Consider the following 19,507-nt stretch of genomic DNA (forward strand, 5'->3'; position numbering starts at 1 on the left):
GTCGTGGCGGCGGAATTCTTTGCCGAGAAGGGCGCCGTCACCGGGAGTTCGACCGCCACCGGTTGGGTGATGCGTACCAGCGACAATCCGGTACCGGCCGGTGCGTAGCGACACGTCTCGTGGGTGAGTGAGGCGGCCGATCGAGGCGCGGTTCAGGGGAGCGGACAGGTTGTCGGTATCCGATCATGCTGCCCCGACACGCGTGTCCGATTTGCCCCGCCTCGACGTTTACGGCATCTTTACAGATAGGTGTGCCGGGAAGTCTGGTCGGCGACGTGGCCCGTGACCTCGGGCGACGAGGCGGCGACCTGGAGGTTCTCGATGACGCGTCCGGAGTTGATCTTGACGCATTTCGCGGCGGCGATCATGGGCTCCGGCGTCGTATTCTGCGGAAGTGCACGCCTCTCAAATAGTCGAGGATTATCCGGTGGTCCGGATGGACACCGACGCGGTGGACGCGGCTCGGCTGCTGGCCGATCATCGGTTGCCCGGCATTCTGGTGATCAATTCCGACGGGAGTCCGGAGGCGGTGTTACCGGCGTCGCAGGTGGTGCGGTTCATCGTGCCGCAATATGTGCAGGACGATCCATCCCTGGCGGGAGTGCTCAGCGAGAAGATGTGCGACCGCGTCGCGGACAAGTTGCGCGGGAAGAAGGTTCGCGACGTGCTGCCGGAGCGGCTCGCGAAGGTGCCCGCGGCGAAGGCCGACGACACCGTGATCGAGGTCGCCGCGGCCATGGCCCGGTACCGCAGCCCGTTGATCGCGGTGGTGAAGGATTCGGAATTGCTCGGTGTGATCACCGCGTCTCGGCTGTTGGAGGCCGTGCTGCAGAGCGTCTGAGACTCAGCACGTTTCGTTCCGCCGCGGCGATGCCGGGCGGACGGAGCTGATGGGTGTCGTCATCGCGGTCGGCGTGTTCGTCGTCGCCTATGTCCTGATCGCGACGGAACGGGTCCACAAGACCAAGGCCGCGCTCGCGGGCGCGGGGATCGTGCTGGCGTTCGGGGTCGTCGATTCGGCCGACAGCTTCTTCTCCGCCGACACCGGCATCGACTGGAATGTCGTGCTGTTGTTGCTGGGCATGATGATCATCGTGGGTGTGCTGCGCCAGACCGGTGTGTTCGAATACACCGCGATCTGGGCTGCCAAGCGCGCCAAGGGATCTCCGCTGCGGGTGATGATCCTGTTGACACTGATCACCGCGGTCGCCTCGGCGTTTCTGGACAACGTCACCACGGTGCTGCTCATCGCACCGGTCACCCTCCTGGTGTGCGAACGTCTCGATATCGCGCCGACGCCGTATCTGATCGCCGAGGTGCTGGCGTCGAATATCGGCGGCGCGGCGACACTGATCGGCGATCCGCCCAATATCATCATCGGCAGTCGGGCGGGTTTGTCGTTCAACGACTTTTTGGTGCATGTGTCGCCATTGGTGGTCATCGAGCTGGTGGTCTTCACTCTGATATTGCCGTTGTTGTTCCGGGGCAGTTTTGCCGTCGATCCGGAGCGGGCCGCGGAGGTGATGGCACTCGACGAGCGGGAGGCGATCCGTGACGGTGGCCTGCTGATCAAATGCGCGCTGGTGCTGGTGGCGGTGTTCGCCGGATTCCTCGGGCACGCGGTGTTCCACCTGGACCCGTCGGTGGTGGCGCTGCTCGGCGCCGGAGTGCTGGTGCTGATTTCGGGTCTGCGGCAGCGGGACTACCTGTCGGCGGTGGAGTGGGAGACGCTGCTGTTTTTCGGCGGGTTGTTCGTGATGATCGGCGCGTTGGTGAAAACCGGTGTGATCGAACGGCTCTCGCGGTGGGCGGTGGATGCCACCGGGGGTAACGCATTGCTGGCCACGATATTGATCCTGGTCTTGTCGGCGGGGTTGTCGGGGGTGATCGACAACATTCCCTATGTCGCCACGATGAGTCCGCTGGTGGCCGATCTCATCGGCAGCATGGACCATCAGACGAATTCGCACGCACTGTGGTGGGCGTTGGCGGCCGGCGCGGATTTCGGTGGAAATCTGACCGCTGTCGGCGCGAGCGCGAACGTGGTCATGCTCGGTATCGCCAAGCGGGCCGGGGCGCCGATCTCGTTCTGGGAGTTCACCCGAAAGGGCGTGATCGTCACCGCGGTGACGATCACGGTCGCCGCACCGTATCTATGGCTGCGCTATTTCGCCTTCGGCTGAGACGAAAGGAGATGCGCGCGTGCGTCAAACAAGCGGCGTTCCGGTCGATTGGATCGGGGTGTTGACAGTGTTCGGTCTGGTGCTTTCCGTTGCCGCGCTCGCGCTCGTGGTAGTGCTGCGGGGTTCGGACCTGCTGCGATGGTGGCGACGCCGGAGGTGACGCGGATCGGGTGTGCCCCTGGGGCATGGTGAAACGACTGTGGTCATAAGGCGGAGCGGTTAAACTTTGCTGCAGGTGTGCCGGGAAGTCTGGTCGGCGAGTCTCATTCGCGACGGTCGACCGGGAGGATGCGTGCATCGATACACCGCAGTGCGGATTGCCCCGTGGAGTCCGCGATGAGCGGGGTCATCATGTCGCGGTTGGTATCCGATGACGGCAGATCGGTCACGATCCGGGTCGACAAGCCGTCTCTCGTGCCGGGCGGCGGTGCGGTATGCGCCTTCGGGATCGATGGCGGTGCCGCGTCATCCGCATACGGTTCGGACGAGTTGGCTGCGCTGTATCGCGCGCTCATCCAGATCGGCACACTGTTGGCTCAGGCGAATCAGGACTTCGAGCGGGTTCGTTTCGTCGGCGCGGCCGAGCTGGGCTTTCCGAACCGGGCCGCCGATCGGACCCTTTGCGCACCGGATATGAATGATGTCGTCGCGGCGCGCATGGTCAGTCACAAGGGCCGACACCACATGATCATCATCGGCACGCCGTACCGGCCCTCCGGTCAGGAGCTGGCCCTGTGCCCGTTCCGGGTGGACGATCGACCGCTCACGATGGCCGGCGGCTGGGACGGCGTGCATGCGTTGTTGACCGCGGTGCGAATGATCGGCGCATGGTTACAGCTGCCCCAGAACTGGCCGTTGAGCACCGCACCCTGAGCGACTCGCGCGAATTCGGCTCGCCGGGGCCGTGCGAATCTTGAAACCGGTCGTCGGACATGGTGTTTGCCCGTCGGTTCGCGCTCGCGAGATGGGCTGCGCACTGGTCCTTTCTGATCGGCGGAAAAATATGCAATGAGCAACTGTTGCGCAGAGCATTAGTCTGCTAGCCTTGGGCATACGCCCAAACTGAACCAGGGCGCCTCGTCGAGGCTCGGTTAGGACTGGCATGGTCACCTCCGCGGAACAGGGTCGCGAGACACGCGCCCGGCTGATGGACGCGGCGGTCGCATTGATCGCCGAGCACGGCTGGGGTGCGGTGAGCACGCGCATGGTGGCCGAGCGCGCCGGTTTGCGACCGGGGCTGGTGCACTATCACTTCGACTCGGTGAACGATCTGCTGATCGCCGCGTCGCTGCGGCTGGCCCGCGGGATCGGTTCGGCCGCGCTCGACGGCGCGCTTTCTCAATCGGGCGACGTGGGCCTGGAGCGGCTGATCGCGATGATCGCGGGGTTCACCGGCGGTGATGCCGACACTCGCGTGATGAGCGAAATGATGCTTGCCGCAACGCGATACGAGCGCCTGCGACAAGGGCTGGGCGAGGTGCTGACCGAGTTTCGGGCGGGTGTCGCGGCCTGGCTGCGAGCCGGGAACGCGGGTACAGACCCGGAGGCGACCGCAGCGGTGCTGGTCGCGACGCTGGACGGGCTGATCCTGCACCGGCTGATCGATCCACAACTGGGCGGGCTCGATATCCGAGGACCTTTGTGTCGACTGGCCGGGCTGTCCCAGAACGACGGCGAGGGAGAGGAATTCGAATGATCGGCACACCAGAATCCGAGCGGCGACGCCGAGGTGGTATCCGGCTGGCCGGTGTCGCCAAGACCTACGGCAGCGGAGATGTCGCGGTGCGGGCGCTGCGCGGGATAGACCTCGTGGTCGAGCCGGGGGAGCTCGTCGCGATCCTGGGCGCCAGCGGTTCCGGCAAGACCACTCTGCTCAATGTGATCGGCGGTATCGAGCAGCCCGACAGTGGTTCGCTTGTCGTTGCGGGAGAGGACATCTCCGACAGTCATCCGCGCGCGCTCGGTGACTTCCGGCGCGAGCATATCGGTTTCGTGTTCCAGTTCTTCAATCTGATCCCGAGCCTGACCGCTCGTGAGAACGTCGAGGTGATCATCGAGCTCACCGGTCGCGGCGATCGCTCGAAAGTATCGGATCTGCTGGCGGCGGTGGGATTGTCGGACCGGGCGGATCACTTCCCCGCGCAGCTGTCCGGCGGGCAGCAGCAGCGGGTCTCCATCGCCCGTGCGCTGGCCACCGATCCGGATCTACTGCTGGCCGACGAGCCGACCGGAGCCCTGGATGTGGCGACCGGGCAGGGGGTTCTCGAGTTGCTGCAGCGCACGGCCCGAGAGGGCCGCGGGGTGGTGATGGTGACCCACAACGAGGTAGTGGCCGAGATCGCCGATCGGGTAGTGCGCATGCGCGACGGCGCGGTGGTCGCCGACGAGGTCAACGCGACGCCCGCCGAGGCCGCGACGGTGCGGTGGTGATACGTATGGTTACGCGAAATCGGTTGCTGGGCCGAAAGATTCGGCGCGATCTGCGACGACGCCCCGCACAGGCGGCGGCGATCGCGGTGACGGTGATGCTGGGTGTGCTGCTGTTCGTCGCCAGCTACGACTCGTTCCGCAACCTGTCGGCGTCCTATGCGCAAACTTATACGAGGCTGCACTTCGCCGATGCGACGGCCGACGGGGGTGACCCGTCGGCTCTGGCCGCGGCCGTGCGGACCGCGCCCGGAGTCGAGCGGGTGAGCGTGCGAACCCAGGCCGACGTGCCGATGACCGTGGCCGGCGCCAAGCTCATCGGCCGGATCACCGGATTGCCCGCCGATCCGGGCTCCGGGGTGGACACCGTGGCGCTCGATTCGGGGCGGATGCCCGATCCGGCGCAGCCGAACGACGTTGTGGTCGAGCACCATACGGCCGCCACCTTCGGGATCAGCCCTGGAGCCCGGCTGCGAATTTTCGACGGCAACGCCTGGACGGAGGTGACGGTGGTCGGCATCGTCCGCTCACCGGAATATCTGTGGCCCGCGCGTAGCCGCCAGGAGGTGCTGGTCGACCCGCATTCGTTCGCGATCGTGTTCGCCCCGCAAACCCAAGCCACACGGCTGTCCGGACAAGCCGGTCCGAATCAGACCGTGGTCGAGATGCGTTCCACGGCAAGCTCATCGGATCTCGATCGCGTAGTCGACCGGCTGCGCGGCGCGGGCGCGGTCGACGTCACCACCCGTGCCGAACAGCCCTCGAACGCCGCGCTGCACGAGGACCTCGCCGGGTTCTCGGAAATCGCCGTCGGCTTCCCGCTGCTGTTCCTACTGGCCGCCGGGATCGCCGAATACGTGCTGCTCACCCGGCTGGTGCGCGCCGAACGACCGGTCATCGGCACCCTGCTGGCGATGGGTGCGCGACGCACGGCTCTGGTGCGCCACTACCTGGGCTACGGTGTCGTGGTCGCCGGGCTGGGCGCGGTGCTCGGGGTCGTACTCGGCGCGGTGCTGACCGCGGTGATCACCGCGGCCTACACGAAGGCGATCGGCATCCCCGACACCGTGGTCTCGCATCGGATCTCCACCGCCGCAATCGGTTTGATCCTCGGCGTCCTGGCCGGTGCGCTGGCGGCACTGGTCCCGGCGCTGTCGGCCGCACGGGTCGCACCCGCCAAGGCGATGCGCGGCGACGGTGACCGGCCGGTGCGACCGGGCATGCTGGCGCGGTGGTCGGCTCGCTGGACCGCGTTGCCGACGGTGCCGCGGATGGCGCTGCGGTCGCTGGGTCGTGACCCGCGGCGCACGCTGGCCACGATGGTCGGAACCATTCTGGCGTTGGTGCTGGTCCTGGCGTCGGTGGGGATGGCCACCAGCATGCGTCGCGCCGCCGACGTGCAATTCGGTCAGGTGACCCGCGAGGACGCCGATATCGTGACCACGCCCGGCACCGGTGATCTCGCCGATCGGTTACGGCAGGTGCCCTCCGTAACCGATGTGGAGCCCCAGCTGACCACAACGATTACGGTGCGCGGCAACGGCACAAGCTATACCACCACACTCACAGGTCTGCGGACGGATACGACCATGCACGGTTTCCGTACGGTGGCCGGGCCCCCGGGTCTCCCGGGTGACGGTGTCGTCGCCGGAGAGCAGCTCGCTACCCGACTCGGCGTCCGGGTCGGCGATATGATCACCGCCACTGCGGCATTCGGTACGCCGCGACAGGTGCGCTTGGTGGCATTGGTCGACGAACCACTGGGCACCACGCTCTATGCCGCGCTCCCCACCGCTCGACAGATGGCGCCGAACGCCCTGTCCGGCTATCTGATTCGCTTCGGCGAGGGCGCCGATCGCGAGGCCGTCCGCGTCGCGGTGACGGGTTTATCGGGCGTGGTGGCCTATTCCGATACCCACGCGCTGCAGGCACAGTTCGACCAGTTCCTCAACTTGTTCTGGGTCTTCATCGGCGTCATGGTCGTACTCGGCGCTGCGCTGGCGTTCACGGTCATCTACGTCACCATGACGGTGAACCTCACCGAACGCACCATCGAGCTGGCCACCCTACGCGCTGCGGGCGCGCCGAACCGCCGCCTCACCGCCGTGCTGGCCACCGAAAACCTCACCGCCACAGCCTGTGCCGTGCCGATCGGCCTCGCCGGAGGTATCGCTGTGGCGTGGTTGTTCCTGCGGTCGTTCGACAGCGACATGTTCAGCCTGCATCTGGCCCTCGACAGCGGCGGCGTCGTGCTCGCCGTGCTGGCCGTCCTCGCGGCCGCGGCCCTGTCGCAGCTTCCGGCGCTGCGGTTCCTGCGGCGCATCGACATCGCTCGGGTCGTCCGGGAACGAGCGCTGTGACGTACGCAATGACGACCCGGCCGAGGAAAGGATGATCAATGGCATTGTCGGACAGCGCGACCGCCCTCGGCGCGCGCGCCCTGCGTATCCGGTGGCTGGTGCGCGCGCCGATCGGAATCTACCGAGCCGGACTGGGTTTCGTGTTCGGCTCTCGACTGCTCATGCTCGAGCACATCGGCCGTCGTACCGGGGTGCGGCGCTACGTAGTGCTGGAGGTGGTCGATCGACCTGCGCCGGACGAATACGTGATCGTGTCCGGGTTCGGTGAGCGCGCGCAGTGGTACCGCAATGTCACCGCGTGGCCGAAGGTGCGGGTATGGACCGGATTCCGCCGCGCTGTCCCCGCCACCGCGACGCCGATGAGCGAGCAGGACAGCGCGCGGGCACTGGAGCGCTATGCGCGGCAGCACCCGCGTGCGTGGCAGAACCTGCGCGCCACCATCGAACGCGCCACCGGCAAACCGGTCGATACGCTGCCTATGGTTCACTTGCGGGCCGCATGACACGGCAGCCGGGACGTCGCGGCACTGATCTGTTCACGCCAGGAACAGCAGCGGCAGGGTGGCTGTGTACCCGATCAGCAACAGCACCGATTCCGGACGGGTCAACCGCAGGTTCCGCCGGAGCAACAGCCAGGCCAGCGCCGTCGCCGCGACCATCGCCATGACGGTCGGCAGGTCGGCGGTGGCAGATGGAGTCGTTCCGATGAACACCCCGACGATGCCGCCGCCGACGAGGCTGTTGAACAGGTTGCTGCCGAAGACATTTCCGATCAGCAATTCGCTCTCCCCGCGTCGCTGCGCCTGAACCGCGGTCACCAGTTCGGGCAACGAGGTGCCGAGGGCGACCACGGTGGCGCCGATGATCAATTGGGGTACGCCGAATTCGGCGGCGATCGCCCCCGCGTTGGCCACCAGGAGTTGAGCCGCGAGCAGGACGCCCGCCAGACCCGTCACGGTTCGCACGGATTCGGTCACCAGCCGGATCGGCGACTCCGCGGCGGGCGCGGTGAATTCCACGGTCTGTTCGGCGACAACGGTATTGGCGCGGTCGCCACGAGCCCAGCGGACCAGCAGCGTGATCGCGATAGCCGCTGCCACACACAGCAGCAGTCCGCTCCACGAATTCAGACCGACGCCGATCGCGATCGCGAACACGCCGACGGCGACCAGCGACAGTGTCACCTCGCGGCCGATCACGATCGAGGTCACGGTCACCGCGCCCGCCAGCGCCGCGACGCCGAGGACGAGAGTGACATTGAGAATGTTGGACCCGATGAGATTGCCGACGGCGATACCGGCATTGCCGGTGGCCGCCGCGGTCGCGGACACCATGAATTCCGGTGCGGAGGTGCCCAATCCGATGATCACGACGCCGACCACCATGGGTGGCAGCCGCAGTCGCCCCGCGACGCGTGCCGCGCCCAGCACCAAATGATCGGCGGCCACCGGAAGCAGGACCAGTCCGCAGAGCACACCCAGAATGTGAACGAACAGACGCCCTCCAACCCCTCGTCCGAAATGCCGCATACGACCGGCGGCGATCCGTCCCAGATTAACGGTTTCTTGACGGGGGGAAGATCGTGCGTCGCCGGGGCCGCCGCTACTCGGAGTAGCCGTTGAAACTGCGCCACTGCCGATCCCACGCACAGCTGCGCACCCGAGCGATCCATCGCCTCACGAGCTCGACCAGAGCCGCGGTGGCGCAGTAGATTCCGAACAGGAGGATGGCAGCGACTCCGACACCTGTCCACAGGGCCGAACGGGTGGACGACGGTGGGTCCACCAGCGCGCCCTCCTCGTCGAGCCAGATCCGAATGCGGTCGCCCTGGTTCGCGGTGATCGGCACACTGATGGTGCGGGCCGCGGCATGCCCTTCGCGACGCCAGCGAGCGTGCGCCTGGATGCTGCGCGCGGCGCGCATGTAGACCGGGTCGGTGACGAGAGTGGCCGTCACAGCAGTCTTCACGGCATTGCCGGATCGGATCTGCTGGGCGGTACTGGTGTAGCTCACGGTACCGACCGCGGCGGCGAATGGAACGGCGGCTACGCACACCGCCGCGGCGAGGATGACGAGGGCCGAACTCACGCGGTCCGACGGCCGCATCAGCGGATTCGGATTCCGCGGTGCCATCCGCCAGAATCGGATCGCCGCGGTGTAGACCCCGGCCGGATCTTCGGGTCGGTTCGGCATCGCGGTCACCCTAGCGAGGTGCGCGTGACGCTCGAATTCCCGGTGCGGTCAGCAGATCCTCGTAGGTCACCCAGCCGATCAACTCGGTGTGGCCCGTGTCGACCACCGGTAATCCGGTGCCGCCGTGTCCGGTGAGAGCAGTGCGGATGTCGTGGAAACCGGCGTCCGCGGCCACAGTGGGCAGCGTGTGGACGAGTCGCGTGATCGAGACCGGGGGATCGGGTTCGTCGAGAGCTTCGGCGATGTCGCCGGCCGAGACGCAACCGTGGTAGCGGCCGTCGTCGGTGACGACGGGCACGATGCCCATCGCTGAATCGCGCACTCGCGCAGCGGCAGTGGTGAGGTCGGTGGTGTCGGTCAGCGGAGCGGGTACGGGCCGGGCGACGGCGGCGGCGGTGACGGTGGGGAACGGGCTCGGCGGTCGTTCGATGTCGATGCCGCGGCGCAGGAGTTTGCGGGTGTAGATGGTGTCGGCGGACAGCAGGCGGGATATTCCCGTGGCGACGGCCACAGCGGTCATGAGGGGGAGGATGATCGTGTACTCCCCGGTGAGTTCGAACAGGATGATCACTGCGGTGATCGGGGCTCGGGTCGCGGCCGCGAGTGCCGCGCCCATGCCGACCAGGCCGTAGGCGCCCGCGGATTCGGTGGTGGCGGGCAGGATGTGGTGGGCGATCTGCCCGAAGGCGGTGCCGCCCATCGTTCCGATGAACAGGGTGGGTGCGAAAACGCCGCCGGAGCCGCCGATTCCGATGGTGAGACTGGTGGCGACCATCTTGCCGATCAGGAGCAGGAGCAGCATGCCGATCAGGTACTTGCCGTGCACCGCGTTCTCCAGCACCGGATAGCCGACCCCGTACATTTCGGGCAGCGCGATCAGCAGGGCGCCCAGCGCCAGTCCGCCGACGGCGGGTCTGGCCCATTCCGGACCGCGCCAGATCCAGTCACACAGATCCTCGATCAGATAGAGGACCTTCGAAAAACACACGCCCACAACGCCCAGCACTACTCCGAGCAGCAGCCGCCACGCTCGGAAACGGCGTACATCACCTCAGGAACGCCGTGGCCGCGAGCCTCGGGAGCGAAGCGGTGGACGATCGGCCCGTAAATCGCACCCGCGAGCACCGGAGCCAGCAGCAGGAACCAGAATCCGAGCGCGGGCCAATGTGCCGACGCGATCCGGCCGAGGCCGGAGTAGTCGTCGTATCCGGTGAACAGACACGTCGCGGCGGTAATCAGATAGCGAAATCCGATCGCCGCCGCACCGGTCGCCGCGCCGACGACGACGGCGAGCAATACCAAACCCGAGGAGCTTTCCCGCAGCCATCCGAGCAGCGATCGGCGCGGCGGGAGGGAGATCCGGAGCCGATTCTGCGCGGTTCCGTCGAACACAGCCATGAAAGCAGTATGCAACAGTTGCCTACTGCATAGAAATTGAGGGCTTATGGCTGTGGCCGCCCTCACTCGGCGGAAGGTCAGACCGGCACGGGCAGCGAATCCTTGGTCGGCGATTCGATGTCGTCCGCGTCGAGTTCGTCGAGCGGGATCTGCGACTCGTCACGGCGGTCGCGTCGGTACCACCACTGGAGTAGTCCGAGGCCGAGTAGTCCGGCCAGGGCGCTGGCGATACCGATCTTCCAGCCCGGCGGACGCCAGGTGAGGATGAGGTCGGCATTGTGGGTGCCGGGCGGGATGTCGACCGCGGCAAAGGTTTTCGAGACCGTGCTGAGTGGGATCTCGCGACCGCCGAGGGTGACCCGGTAACCGGGCCACGCCAGGCGGGCGAAGACGATTCGCCCACCGGGCTCGGAGCTGACGCGGACGTGGCTGGTGATGCCGGTGCGGTTGACCGAGGCGGCGGTGACATTTCGGGTGTCCGCGATCAGGCCGTTGCGCGCCGAGACGAGGCCGTCGCTACGATCCAGGACCCAGATGTATTTCTCGTGGCCGGGGTAATCTACCCACTTCCATCCCGGTGGGGCGGGCCGATTGCCCGCGTCGGGATATTGGGCGCGTTGCAGGACGACGCGGTCGACCTTCATCAGATCGACCAGCGTCCGGCCCGTGGTGGGTTCGGGGGAGAAGGCGCGGCGGTAGGCGTCGGGGCAGGTGCTGCCGTCCCAGCCCATGCACAGCAGTGCGCTGAACGTCGCGTAGCCGATGGGGGTGTAGGCGTTGACGTAGTCCAAGCCGATGTTCTTGGCGTAGTTACCGAAAGCCAGGGAACTCCAGGCTTTGTCGAGGCTCTGCTCAGGCGGCGGCACCAGGGCGCGGTCGGCCAATTGCAGTGTGACACCGGAGAAGTGAGGGAAGGCGGACTGTGCCTCGGAGCGGCGTTCGGGGAAGTGATAGGACATGGGCGTCGCGCCCTGGGCGCGGACCTGGTCGTAGGCGATCGGGAACATCGCCACGATCGCGAGCACGCACGCCACGGCTACCCCGCGGGTGCGGGCCAGCCATACCAGCGCCGCGACCAGCGCCGCGACGACCGCGGTCCAGACCAGGTGCCGATTGATCAGATGCGGTGCGGCGCTGAAGGTTCGGACGAACAGCAGTCCGATCAGGACGGCGGCCGCGATCCCGCGGCGGCGCCACGCCGCGAAATCGGCGTAGCGGCTGAGGAATACACACACCAGCACCAGTAATGCCACCGCGAGCATCGGCAGGACCCGGCCCGGCCAGCGCAGCGGTCCGATGCGACCGGGTCCGGCGGTCCACATCAGGAACGCGATCGCGAACAGCGCCAGGCCGGTGTGCTCGCGCAGGTCACGCTTGACCGCCGTCCAGTTCACAAAGGCCAGCAACGGAATCACGAACCAGGCGACGTAGACCATCGGCAGCGGTTGCACATAACCCCACCAGCCTTCGAAGGCCGGAACGGCGCTGGGCAGGCTGGCGTTGAGCGATTCCGACCACGGCACATTCAGAAACGGGTCGTTGAGGATGCGTTCGTTGCCGCGCCAGGTCACCGGCGAGGACAGCACGCCCGGAAGATACGTCGCCAACCCCGCCGCCCCGGCGCAACCGGCCACCGCCAGCAGGCGCAGCGAGGAGCGCCAGACGCGCTGATACACGATCTCGCCGACCGCGACCGCGACGACCATGATCGCGGATTCGACCGCGGGGAATACGTATTGGACCGAGATCGCCAGATACAAGAAGACGAAGACCGGGATCGGTCCGCCGCGACCGCGCGCGTAGCGTACGCTCGCCGCCCAGGCGTGCAGCATCCACGCGGTGCCGGTCAGCGAAGTGGCCCAACTGGATTCATCGAAGAACAAGAACCAGCCCGACAGCGGGAACGCCACCGCGGCCACCGCCGACCAGGGCGCCCGGGCGCCGTAGGCCAGGCAGACCCGGAACACCCCCAATGCCGCGATGATCGAGAAGACCAGCTTCACCGCGGTGACATACAGCGCGAGATTGTCGAACGAAGGCGCGAGCAGATCCACCAGCAGCTGAGGCGGGTTGTAGATCCCCGCCTCTTCCAGCGAGTAGTTGCCCGACATCCATTCCCACGGCACCAACACCGGCAGTCGCCCCTCACGCAGCTGCCGGCCGAGCATCACCCACATCGGGCCGTACTGGGATTCGGTGTCGTCGGTGTAGAAGTGCCGCGGGTTGGCCAGCAGTACCGCCGCGTACCCCGCGACCACGCCGAGTACCGTGACCAAGCCCCACGCACGCACGCCGACCCGAGGCACACCTACTGCGCGAAGGCTCACGAGCGGGAGACACTACCCTATCGGCGCAGAGTGCAACAGTTTCGCTGTGCATGGCTGTATCCGAAACTTGTTGGGGCGCTGTGGGCGGGTGCTGCCACTGGATCGGGCGGACACGGCAGGATGGACAGGGATGGTGGTTGACGTGACGGAGGTAATGATGGCGCGAAGGGACGCTGTGGACGAGGAGTCGGTGGACGAGATCACCGATGCCCTGTTGACGGCTTCGCGGTTGCTGGTGGGGTTGTCGGCGCGGTCGATCGCGCATGTCGACGATTCGATCACCATCCCGCAGTTCCGCACACTGGTGTTGCTGTCCACGCGCGGTCCTTCGAAGATCGCGAGTCTGGCGGGGAGTCTGAATGTGCAGCCGTCCACGGCGACTCGGATGGTGGAGCGGCTGGTCGTGGCGGGGTTGACCGATCGCAAACCGAATCCGGAGTCGCGCCGTGAGCTGATCATCGAACTCACCGCACGCGGGCAGGAGGTCGTAGACGCGGTGACCGCGCGGCGTCGCCAGGAGCTGGCGGCCGTGGTCGAGCGGATGCGCCCGGCCGATCGCACCGGATTGGTCCGTGCCCTCACCGCGTTCACCGACGCGGGCGGGGAGTCGCTACTCAGCTTGGATGTCGAGGGATATCAGGTCTGATCGGTCAAGGAGGCTGCCCGGCCCACGGCTGGAATCCGTCGAGCGGTGCGGGGACGCCGCCCGTAGGGGAAGCTCCGTTTTCCATTCGCCACGGATCCAGACTTCGTTGGCGCGCAACGTCTCAGATGGCCCAGCGTGGTCCCGCGGGGCCAAGTCGGCATCCGCGTGGTCCAAGTGTGCGCACGCCATCGGAAGCCCCGAAGTTCGGCTGTTCCGACGGGCTGTCGAACCCGGGTGTGACGCGACGGTTCGGTGTCTCTCAGCGTGGTCGGCCCGGTGTAGGGCTTCGGAACGTCGCCGGGGCGGCTCGGTGCGACAAGTAACCTCAGGCTTCAACGCGCTGTGTGCCGATTCCGGTGATTGCCGTGTGGGAGTCGTCGAAGCCGCCAGGATCGATGGCGACCAGGCTCATCGGGCCGGAGGACCTCGGCTTGTCCGGGCCGGGTAGAGTTCGATACGCGTCGCGGTCACGACATGCGTATGCCGGGTTGGCTCAGGTCTGTCTCACCCGCGATGCGTGTCTGCGCGGTGCGCGGCGGTCCAGTCGCGGATCGCGGCGACGAATTCTTCGGGTGCGTCGGACTCGACGTAGGTGCCCGTGCCCTCGACGATCACGGTTCGATGCCGGGGGAAGGTGGCTTCCAGGCGCTCGCGCTCCTGGCGTCGGAACGCGATGTCGGCGTCACCCCAAATGATCAGAGTCGGCGGGTGGGCGAGGTCGGCAAGGCCGGTCTCGACCTCGGTGAAGAAGGCACGGCTGGCAAGGACTCTGCGGGGGAATACGGCGGAGGACCTCCACTCGTATGCTTCGAACAGCTTCCGGCATGATGCCCCGAAATCCGTACGGGAGGGCAAGTTCGCAGTTCGTGGACGTCTCGGCGTCCGCTACACCACCGTGTGGCCGCCGCGCACGCACACCGACGGGGTGCTCACGCCGTATGTTGGTCGGAGTCGTAGCCGTGGCGCCACCGCTCGATCAGGGGTGGCATCTCCTGTTCCATGTAGCCGTAGAAGTGCCGCATCTCGTGCAGGCGTGCGGCGGTCGCCGTATCGTCGCCCACCGCATCCAAGCCCTCCCGGGCGGCATCGCGCATCACCTTCAGGTAGGCGTTCTGTTGTGAGAACAGGTGCGCCCAGACGCCTTTCGGGAAGCGGTAGTGCTCGCGTCGGCTACCCGGAGCCGGTACTCGCTCCACCATGCCCGACTGGGTGAGCTGCTTGATCGCGGTCGATACCGCGCCCGTGCTGATCGACAGCTGCTCACACAGATCGGCGGCGGTCATCGCCTCCTGCTCGGTGTACAGCAGCGCCGTCATGACCCGCGCGGTGGTCTTCTGCATTCCGCCCTGGGTCAGGGTCAGTGCCAGCCGCTCGGCCGCGTCTCGCAGTCGCTGTGTCGAATCCATGGCCCCACCTTACCGACATCTATTCATGTTCTGAATCTTCAAAAATCTCTGAAAATTGACTACTGTATGAGACATGAACAACGCCATCGAGATCCGGGATCTCACCAAGACCTACGGTGCGCGTCGCGGCCTGGCCGGACTGACGCTGGACGTGCGCGAGGGGGAGGTGTTCGGCTATCTCGGTCCCAATGGTGCGGGCAAGTCGACCACCATCCGGCTGCTGCTCGACCTCATCCGCCCGACGAGTGGCAGCGCCACCGTGTTCGGGCTCGACCCGCGCCGCGACGGTGTCACGTTGCGTCACCGGATCGGTTATCTGGCAGGCGATTTCGTCGTCGACGGGCAGCAGCGGGTGGGGGAGTGCCTGCGCTTTCTGGCGGCCCTGCGCGGCGGCGTGCCACGGCAGCGGATCGACGAGCTGGCCGAGCGGCTGGAGCTCGATCAGTCGGCGCGGATCAAGAGCTTGTCCAAGGGCAACCGGCAGAAGGTCGGCCTGGTACAGGCGTTCATGCACACACCCGAATTGCTGATCCTCGACGAACCCACCTCCGGGTTGGATCCGCTACTGCAACAGACGTTTCTGGAGTTGGTGAGCGAGGCCGCGGCAGGCGGGCAGACGGTGTTCATGTCCAGCCACATCATGGACGAGGTCGAGGCCGTCGCCGACCGGGTCGGCATTCTGCGCGACGGCAGGCTGGTCGCCCTGGATACGATCGCCGACCTGCGTGCGGGTGCACTGCGCCGGATCGAGATCGGCTTCGCCGCAGCGGTGACCGTGGCCGAGTTCGTCGGTCTGCCCGGTGTCGCCGATGCGGAGGTGGACGAGACCGGCAAGACGTTGCGCGCCAGTCTGACCGGGGCGCCGGACGCACTCGTCAAGGCCGCGGCGCGGCACACCGTGACTGCCCTGCGCACCACCGAACCGCACCTCGACGAGATCTTTCACAGCCAGTACGCCGGTACCGACAGCTTGCCGCGCCCGGCGGCCTGACCACCACAGTCTCTGTCCCGCAGCAGCTTTTACGAACCAGGAAACACCATGACCACCGTCACCACGTTTACTCCGCTGATCGAACCGGCCATGGCCACCGCCCGCACGGCCGTGCTCACCAAGACCCTCTACAGCAGCCGCCGTGGCCTGCTCGGCTGGGCCGCTGGAATCACCTCGGTCGCCGTCGCGTATTCGAGTTTCTATCCGCAGATGTCGAAAAGCGGTGCTGCCCAGTCCGAGAACATCCCAAAGAGTCTGCGTGAAGCGTTGAACATGAACGATATCGCCTCCGCGCCAGGCTATCTCGGATCGACCGTCTTCGGGCTGATCGTGCCGTTGCTGGCGATGTTCTTCGGCGCGGCGTTCGGTGCTCGTGTCACTGCGGCCGACGAGGAATCGGGCAGGCTGGACCTGCTTATGGCCCATCCCATCACCCGAACGTCGCTGGTGCTGCAGCGGTTCGCCGCTCTGGTGCTTGCGGCCACCGGGATCGGCGTGGTGGTATGGCTGGCCATGCTCGCCATCCGGTCGGGGGCCGAACTGACCGCCGTCAGCCCGGGGCAGTTCGCCGCCCAATGTCTCAACCTCGTCCTGCTGACCATCACATTTGGTGCGTTGGCAACCGGCATCGGCGCGGCCACCGGCCACCGGGGCACGGTCCTGGCCGGCACCGCCGCAGTCGGCGTCGCCGCCTACGGCGCCCACACCTTCGCCGGTCAACTCGGTGCCCACTGGCTTGCCTACCTGTCACCGTTCCACTACTACCTCGATGGCGAACCACTGCGAAACGGCTTCCAGCCCATCGCGATCGCGGTCTTCGCGCTCGCCTCGATCGTGCTGGTCGCCGCCGGAACCTACCGGTTCGGCCGCCGCGATCTCGCCTGAAGCCATCCTTGCCGCGCCGCTACCGTCCGAGCCCGGCGGTGGCGGCGCGGTTATCCGACGGGATGTCATGTCGACCTCGGGCTGTCCGAACGGCGACCGCTACAGTCGGTGTTCGTGGACCGGTGTCGCGAAGTACCCACGCCCCCAACGATCTTTCGGTCTTCGTGGGTCCGCCGGGTCGAGATGGTGGTGCTGGGTCTGATAGGGATCGCGAGCGGCTGGCTGCTACTCGTCACGACCACCACCACCGACTCACCGCTGACGTCCCCCGTGGTGGGTCCCATCGTCGCCGGGACCGTCGTCCTTTTCCTCGGGCTGCACCGGTTCATCCGTCCCGCACCCGATGTCGTGGTCGACGACCAGGGGGTGGTGCTCGACCCATACGGCCGAATCCCCTGGGTTGCGATATCGCGTGTCCATCTGATCACCGTCCACGGCACGAGGTACCTGGCCGTAGAACTGGTCGAAGCCCGTCCGAGAATCACCGAAAAGCGTTGGCCCAGATGGGTCTACGGTCCCGCAGCCAAGATCATCGTCGGCTACCCGCTTACCGTGTCCGAGCGCTGGTTACGCCCGATATCGCTGGATGACATCGCCGCCGAACTACACAGGCGAACCCCCGAGCTGGTCATCGCAAGATCCGAACAGAGCGGCTTCGGACGCGGTCAGTCCTAGCCGTTCGACCCGATCGGCGGACTCGTGCGGTCCGGCCCCATGGTCATCGGAGTTGCGCGAGTCGGTGCCACAATCGTCGCGTGAACCCGTTGCTGCGGCTGCGCCGTGTGATGCTGGCCTTCGTTTTGGTGACGATGGCGGGCACACTCGGTTATCTGCTGCTCGGATTCGGGTTTCTCGATGCGCTGTACCAGACGGTCACCACGATAACGACGGTCGGCTTCCGGGAAGTCCATCCGCTGACCCCGCTGGGCCAGGTCTTCACCATGATGCTGATCCTGGTTGGTGCGGGCACCGTCTTCTACATGTTCGGGGTGCTGCTGGAGACTCTCATCGATGGACATCTACGGCATCGTCTGGAGCGACGACGAATGAACCAGCAGATCAACCGGATGCGCGGGCACGTCATCGTGTGTGGCTGGGGCAGAGTCGGCCGCTCCACCGCGCAGTATCTCAACAGCCTCGGCAAGCCGATCGTGGTCGTCGATCGCGATCCGGAGCGGCTGAGCGGCATCGGATTCGCGAACGTCCTCGGCGATGTCACCGAAGACAGCGTTCTCGATGCTGCCGGAATCAGGCACGCCGACGCGTTGATCGCGGCGCTGGACAGCGACGCCGACAACGTCTACGTGACGTTGTCGAGCAGAGCGCGGCGGGCGGATCTGGTGATAATCGCCAGAGCGCGGACCGAGAGCTCCAAGTCCATACTCCTGCGCGCGGGCGCGAATCGTGCGGTCAACCCGCAGCTGATCGGCGGGCGCCGGATGGCGGCTTTCGCGTTGCAACCCAACGTGGCCGAGTTCCTCGACGTCGTCATGCACGAGGACGCCCTCGAATACCGGATCGAGGAGATCGTTGTCGCCCGGTCGTCCCCGTTGATCGGCCACTCGCTGACCGACACCGCGTTGCGCGGCACCACCGGTGCGTTGGTACTCGCCCTGCGCACACCCGACGGCCGTTTCATCGCCAACCCCACCGACGACACCCCCGTCCACCCCGGCACCATCCTCATCGTGCTCGGCACACCCACCCAACTCGACGCCGCGCGAACCCTGACCGAGGGCCAGCCCAGCCACGAATTTCGCTCGGCCGAGTCCTAACGAACGATTGCGAGGTCAGCGCCAGCGGCAGGGTCGCGCCGTAGCCGAGAAACAGCAGCGCGGTTTCGGGGCGGGTGAGACGAAGGCGGGTACGGGAAGACCCGCTGCGGTTTCGATGTACCCGACGTCGACACGTTCGTCGTGGCCATCACCTCCCTCGGCCGCATTCGATGTCCGCGACGAGATGCTAGCGGCTCCGAAATATGCTGCATCGCAATGCATCTGGTCACATTGGCGATGTATAGCCGCGCCTGCTGAGAGGCGTTGCACTGTAATGGATTTGCGATGTATCTCGATGCGAGGGTGAGCCAGCTCTGTGATGTCTGCACCGAAACCAGTGCCGTAGAACAGGTTTCGTCACCGATTGGTAACGCCTTCGAGTCTTCCGCAGGTCGGCTGGGCAACGATACGTTGAACCGTGTTGTTTCCGACTTGAAGCAAATTCGCGAGGAGGCGATCATGGCCTTGACGAGCCCCACAATCCCGGTCACGGTCCACCGGCCGTCGATCCAACTGCCTGAGCACATTATTCCCCAGGAAGACATCATTGCCGCACTGCGTGATCATTTCACCGATGCTCCGGATCTCGAACGCGGACTGGAATTGATGCGCCATGCCGGTGTGACGACCCGCCGTTTCGTAGTACCGCTCGAGCGACTGCTGGCGACCGAACCCTTCGGCGTCCGCAATGGCCGCTACAGCAGGGAGGCCGTGCGGCTGGGCACCCTCGCGGCCAGGCAGGCACTCACCGACGCCCGAATCGACGCCCACGAGGTCGACTATCTGGTGGTGGTGTCCTGCACGGGCTATATGTTGCCGGGACCCGACGCCTACATCGCCCAGGAACTCGGATGCCGACCGAACATCCGGCGCACCCCGATCCAACAGCTCGGCTGCGCTGGCGGGGCAGCAGCAC

At 66.3% G+C, this 19,507-nt stretch carries 20 protein-coding genes and 1 pseudogene; 13 read left to right on the forward strand and 8 right to left on the reverse strand.

Going from position 1 to position 19,507, the window contains the following annotated elements; genetic code table 11:
* Positions 1 to 239 precede the first annotated feature (239 nt).
* The gene (locus tag NP4_RS42565) at positions 240 to 368 is read right to left on the reverse strand and encodes a hypothetical protein (RefSeq protein WP_255285500.1); all 129 of its coding nucleotides are present in this window, start codon (positions 366 to 368) and stop codon (positions 240 to 242) included.
* A 26-nt stretch (positions 369 to 394) separates the two neighbouring features.
* Here NP4_RS42565 and NP4_RS12470 point away from each other — a divergent pair, with 26 nt between their 5' ends.
* From NP4_RS12470 to NP4_RS12500, 7 genes are all read left to right on the forward strand, one after another.
* Entirely contained in the window at positions 395 to 841 is a 447-nt protein-coding gene (locus NP4_RS12470) for a CBS domain-containing protein (protein ID WP_067996706.1), read from the forward strand.
* Positions 842 to 890: 49 nt separating this feature from the next.
* The gene (locus NP4_RS12475; RefSeq protein ID WP_067996709.1) at positions 891 to 2,183 is read left to right on the forward strand and encodes an ArsB/NhaD family transporter; all 1,293 of its coding nucleotides are present in this window, start codon (positions 891 to 893) and stop codon (positions 2,181 to 2,183) included.
* A gap of 336 nt (positions 2,184 to 2,519) precedes the next feature.
* Positions 2,520 to 3,056, forward strand: a complete 537-nt coding sequence (locus NP4_RS12480) for a DUF6968 family protein (RefSeq protein ID WP_147287981.1) — start codon at positions 2,520 to 2,522, stop codon at positions 3,054 to 3,056.
* 229 nt (positions 3,057 to 3,285) lie between these two features.
* The gene (locus NP4_RS12485; protein ID WP_067996717.1) at positions 3,286 to 3,879 is read left to right on the forward strand and encodes a TetR/AcrR family transcriptional regulator; all 594 of its coding nucleotides are present in this window, start codon (positions 3,286 to 3,288) and stop codon (positions 3,877 to 3,879) included.
* Complete coding sequence (locus tag NP4_RS12490) at positions 3,876 to 4,613, forward strand: ABC transporter ATP-binding protein (RefSeq protein WP_067996721.1); 738 nt, start codon at positions 3,876 to 3,878, stop codon at positions 4,611 to 4,613. The genes NP4_RS12485 and NP4_RS12490 overlap by 4 nt, the downstream gene beginning before the upstream one ends.
* A 5-nt stretch (positions 4,614 to 4,618) precedes the next feature.
* A complete protein-coding gene (locus tag NP4_RS12495; RefSeq protein WP_067996723.1) occupies positions 4,619 to 6,970 on the forward strand; it encodes an ABC transporter permease in 2,352 nt (783 codons plus the stop codon).
* A gap of 38 nt (positions 6,971 to 7,008) precedes the next feature.
* Positions 7,009 to 7,473 carry a nitroreductase family deazaflavin-dependent oxidoreductase gene (locus NP4_RS12500; RefSeq protein ID WP_067996726.1) on the forward strand — a complete coding sequence of 155 codons (465 nt, stop codon included), beginning with the start codon at positions 7,009 to 7,011 and terminating at the stop codon, positions 7,471 to 7,473.
* Positions 7,474 to 7,506: 33 nt separating this feature from the next.
* Here NP4_RS12500 and NP4_RS12505 read toward each other — a convergent pair whose 3' ends face one another.
* From NP4_RS12505 to NP4_RS12520, 5 genes are all read right to left on the reverse strand, one after another.
* Entirely contained in the window at positions 7,507 to 8,499 is a 993-nt protein-coding gene (locus tag NP4_RS12505) for a calcium/sodium antiporter (protein ID WP_067996728.1), read from the reverse strand.
* Between the two features lie 73 nt (positions 8,500 to 8,572).
* A complete protein-coding gene (locus NP4_RS12510) occupies positions 8,573 to 9,163 on the reverse strand; it encodes an Rv1733c family protein (protein ID WP_147287980.1) in 591 nt (196 codons plus the stop codon).
* A 10-nt stretch (positions 9,164 to 9,173) separates the two neighbouring features.
* Complete coding sequence (locus NP4_RS12515; RefSeq protein ID WP_245997977.1) at positions 9,174 to 10,151, reverse strand: chloride channel protein; 978 nt, start codon at positions 10,149 to 10,151, stop codon at positions 9,174 to 9,176.
* 17 nt (positions 10,152 to 10,168) lie between these two features.
* Entirely contained in the window at positions 10,169 to 10,561 is a 393-nt protein-coding gene (locus tag NP4_RS42570) for a hypothetical protein (protein WP_245997975.1), read from the reverse strand.
* 77 nt (positions 10,562 to 10,638) lie between these two features.
* Positions 10,639 to 12,852 carry a putative glycosyltransferase family protein gene (locus tag NP4_RS12520; RefSeq protein WP_114755719.1) on the reverse strand — a complete coding sequence of 738 codons (2,214 nt, stop codon included), beginning with the start codon at positions 12,850 to 12,852 and terminating at the stop codon, positions 10,639 to 10,641.
* 193 nt (positions 12,853 to 13,045) lie between these two features.
* Between NP4_RS12520 and NP4_RS12525 the strand changes: the two genes are divergently transcribed.
* Positions 13,046 to 13,534 (forward strand): MarR family winged helix-turn-helix transcriptional regulator, encoded by a 489-nt coding sequence (locus NP4_RS12525; protein WP_067996893.1) that lies wholly within the window; start codon positions 13,046 to 13,048, stop codon positions 13,532 to 13,534.
* A 504-nt stretch (positions 13,535 to 14,038) separates the two neighbouring features.
* On the opposite strand, the gene NP4_RS12530 is transcribed toward NP4_RS12525, so the two are convergent.
* Together NP4_RS12530 and NP4_RS12535 are read right to left on the reverse strand one after the other, a co-directional pair.
* Entirely contained in the window at positions 14,039 to 14,389 is a 351-nt protein-coding gene (locus tag NP4_RS12530; RefSeq protein WP_067996737.1) for an alpha/beta fold hydrolase, read from the reverse strand.
* 74 nt (positions 14,390 to 14,463) lie between these two features.
* Positions 14,464 to 14,940, reverse strand: a complete 477-nt coding sequence (locus NP4_RS12535) for a GbsR/MarR family transcriptional regulator (RefSeq protein WP_067996739.1) — start codon at positions 14,938 to 14,940, stop codon at positions 14,464 to 14,466.
* A gap of 73 nt (positions 14,941 to 15,013) precedes the next feature.
* On the opposite strand from NP4_RS12535, the gene NP4_RS12540 reads away from it, so the two are divergent.
* The 5 genes and pseudogenes from NP4_RS12540 to NP4_RS12560 all read left to right on the forward strand — a co-directional run.
* Entirely contained in the window at positions 15,014 to 15,931 is a 918-nt protein-coding gene (locus NP4_RS12540; RefSeq protein WP_067996742.1) for an ABC transporter ATP-binding protein, read from the forward strand.
* Between the two features lie 90 nt (positions 15,932 to 16,021).
* Positions 16,022 to 16,816 (forward strand): ABC transporter permease subunit, encoded by a 795-nt coding sequence (locus NP4_RS12545; protein ID WP_067996894.1) that lies wholly within the window; start codon positions 16,022 to 16,024, stop codon positions 16,814 to 16,816.
* 189 nt (positions 16,817 to 17,005) lie between these two features.
* Positions 17,006 to 17,491 carry a hypothetical protein gene (locus NP4_RS12550; protein ID WP_147287979.1) on the forward strand — a complete coding sequence of 162 codons (486 nt, stop codon included), beginning with the start codon at positions 17,006 to 17,008 and terminating at the stop codon, positions 17,489 to 17,491.
* A gap of 80 nt (positions 17,492 to 17,571) precedes the next feature.
* Positions 17,572 to 18,591: a potassium channel family protein gene (locus NP4_RS12555; protein ID WP_245997973.1), complete on the forward strand. Its 1,020-nt coding sequence runs from the start codon at positions 17,572 to 17,574 to the stop codon at positions 18,589 to 18,591.
* Between the two features lie 285 nt (positions 18,592 to 18,876).
* Positions 18,877 to 19,507: pseudogene (locus NP4_RS12560) on the forward strand (hypothetical protein); the annotation flags it as partial.

Source organism: Nocardia pseudobrasiliensis NBRC 108224 (assembly GCF_001613105.1).
GTDB lineage: Bacteria > Actinomycetota > Actinomycetes > Mycobacteriales > Mycobacteriaceae > Nocardia > Nocardia pseudobrasiliensis.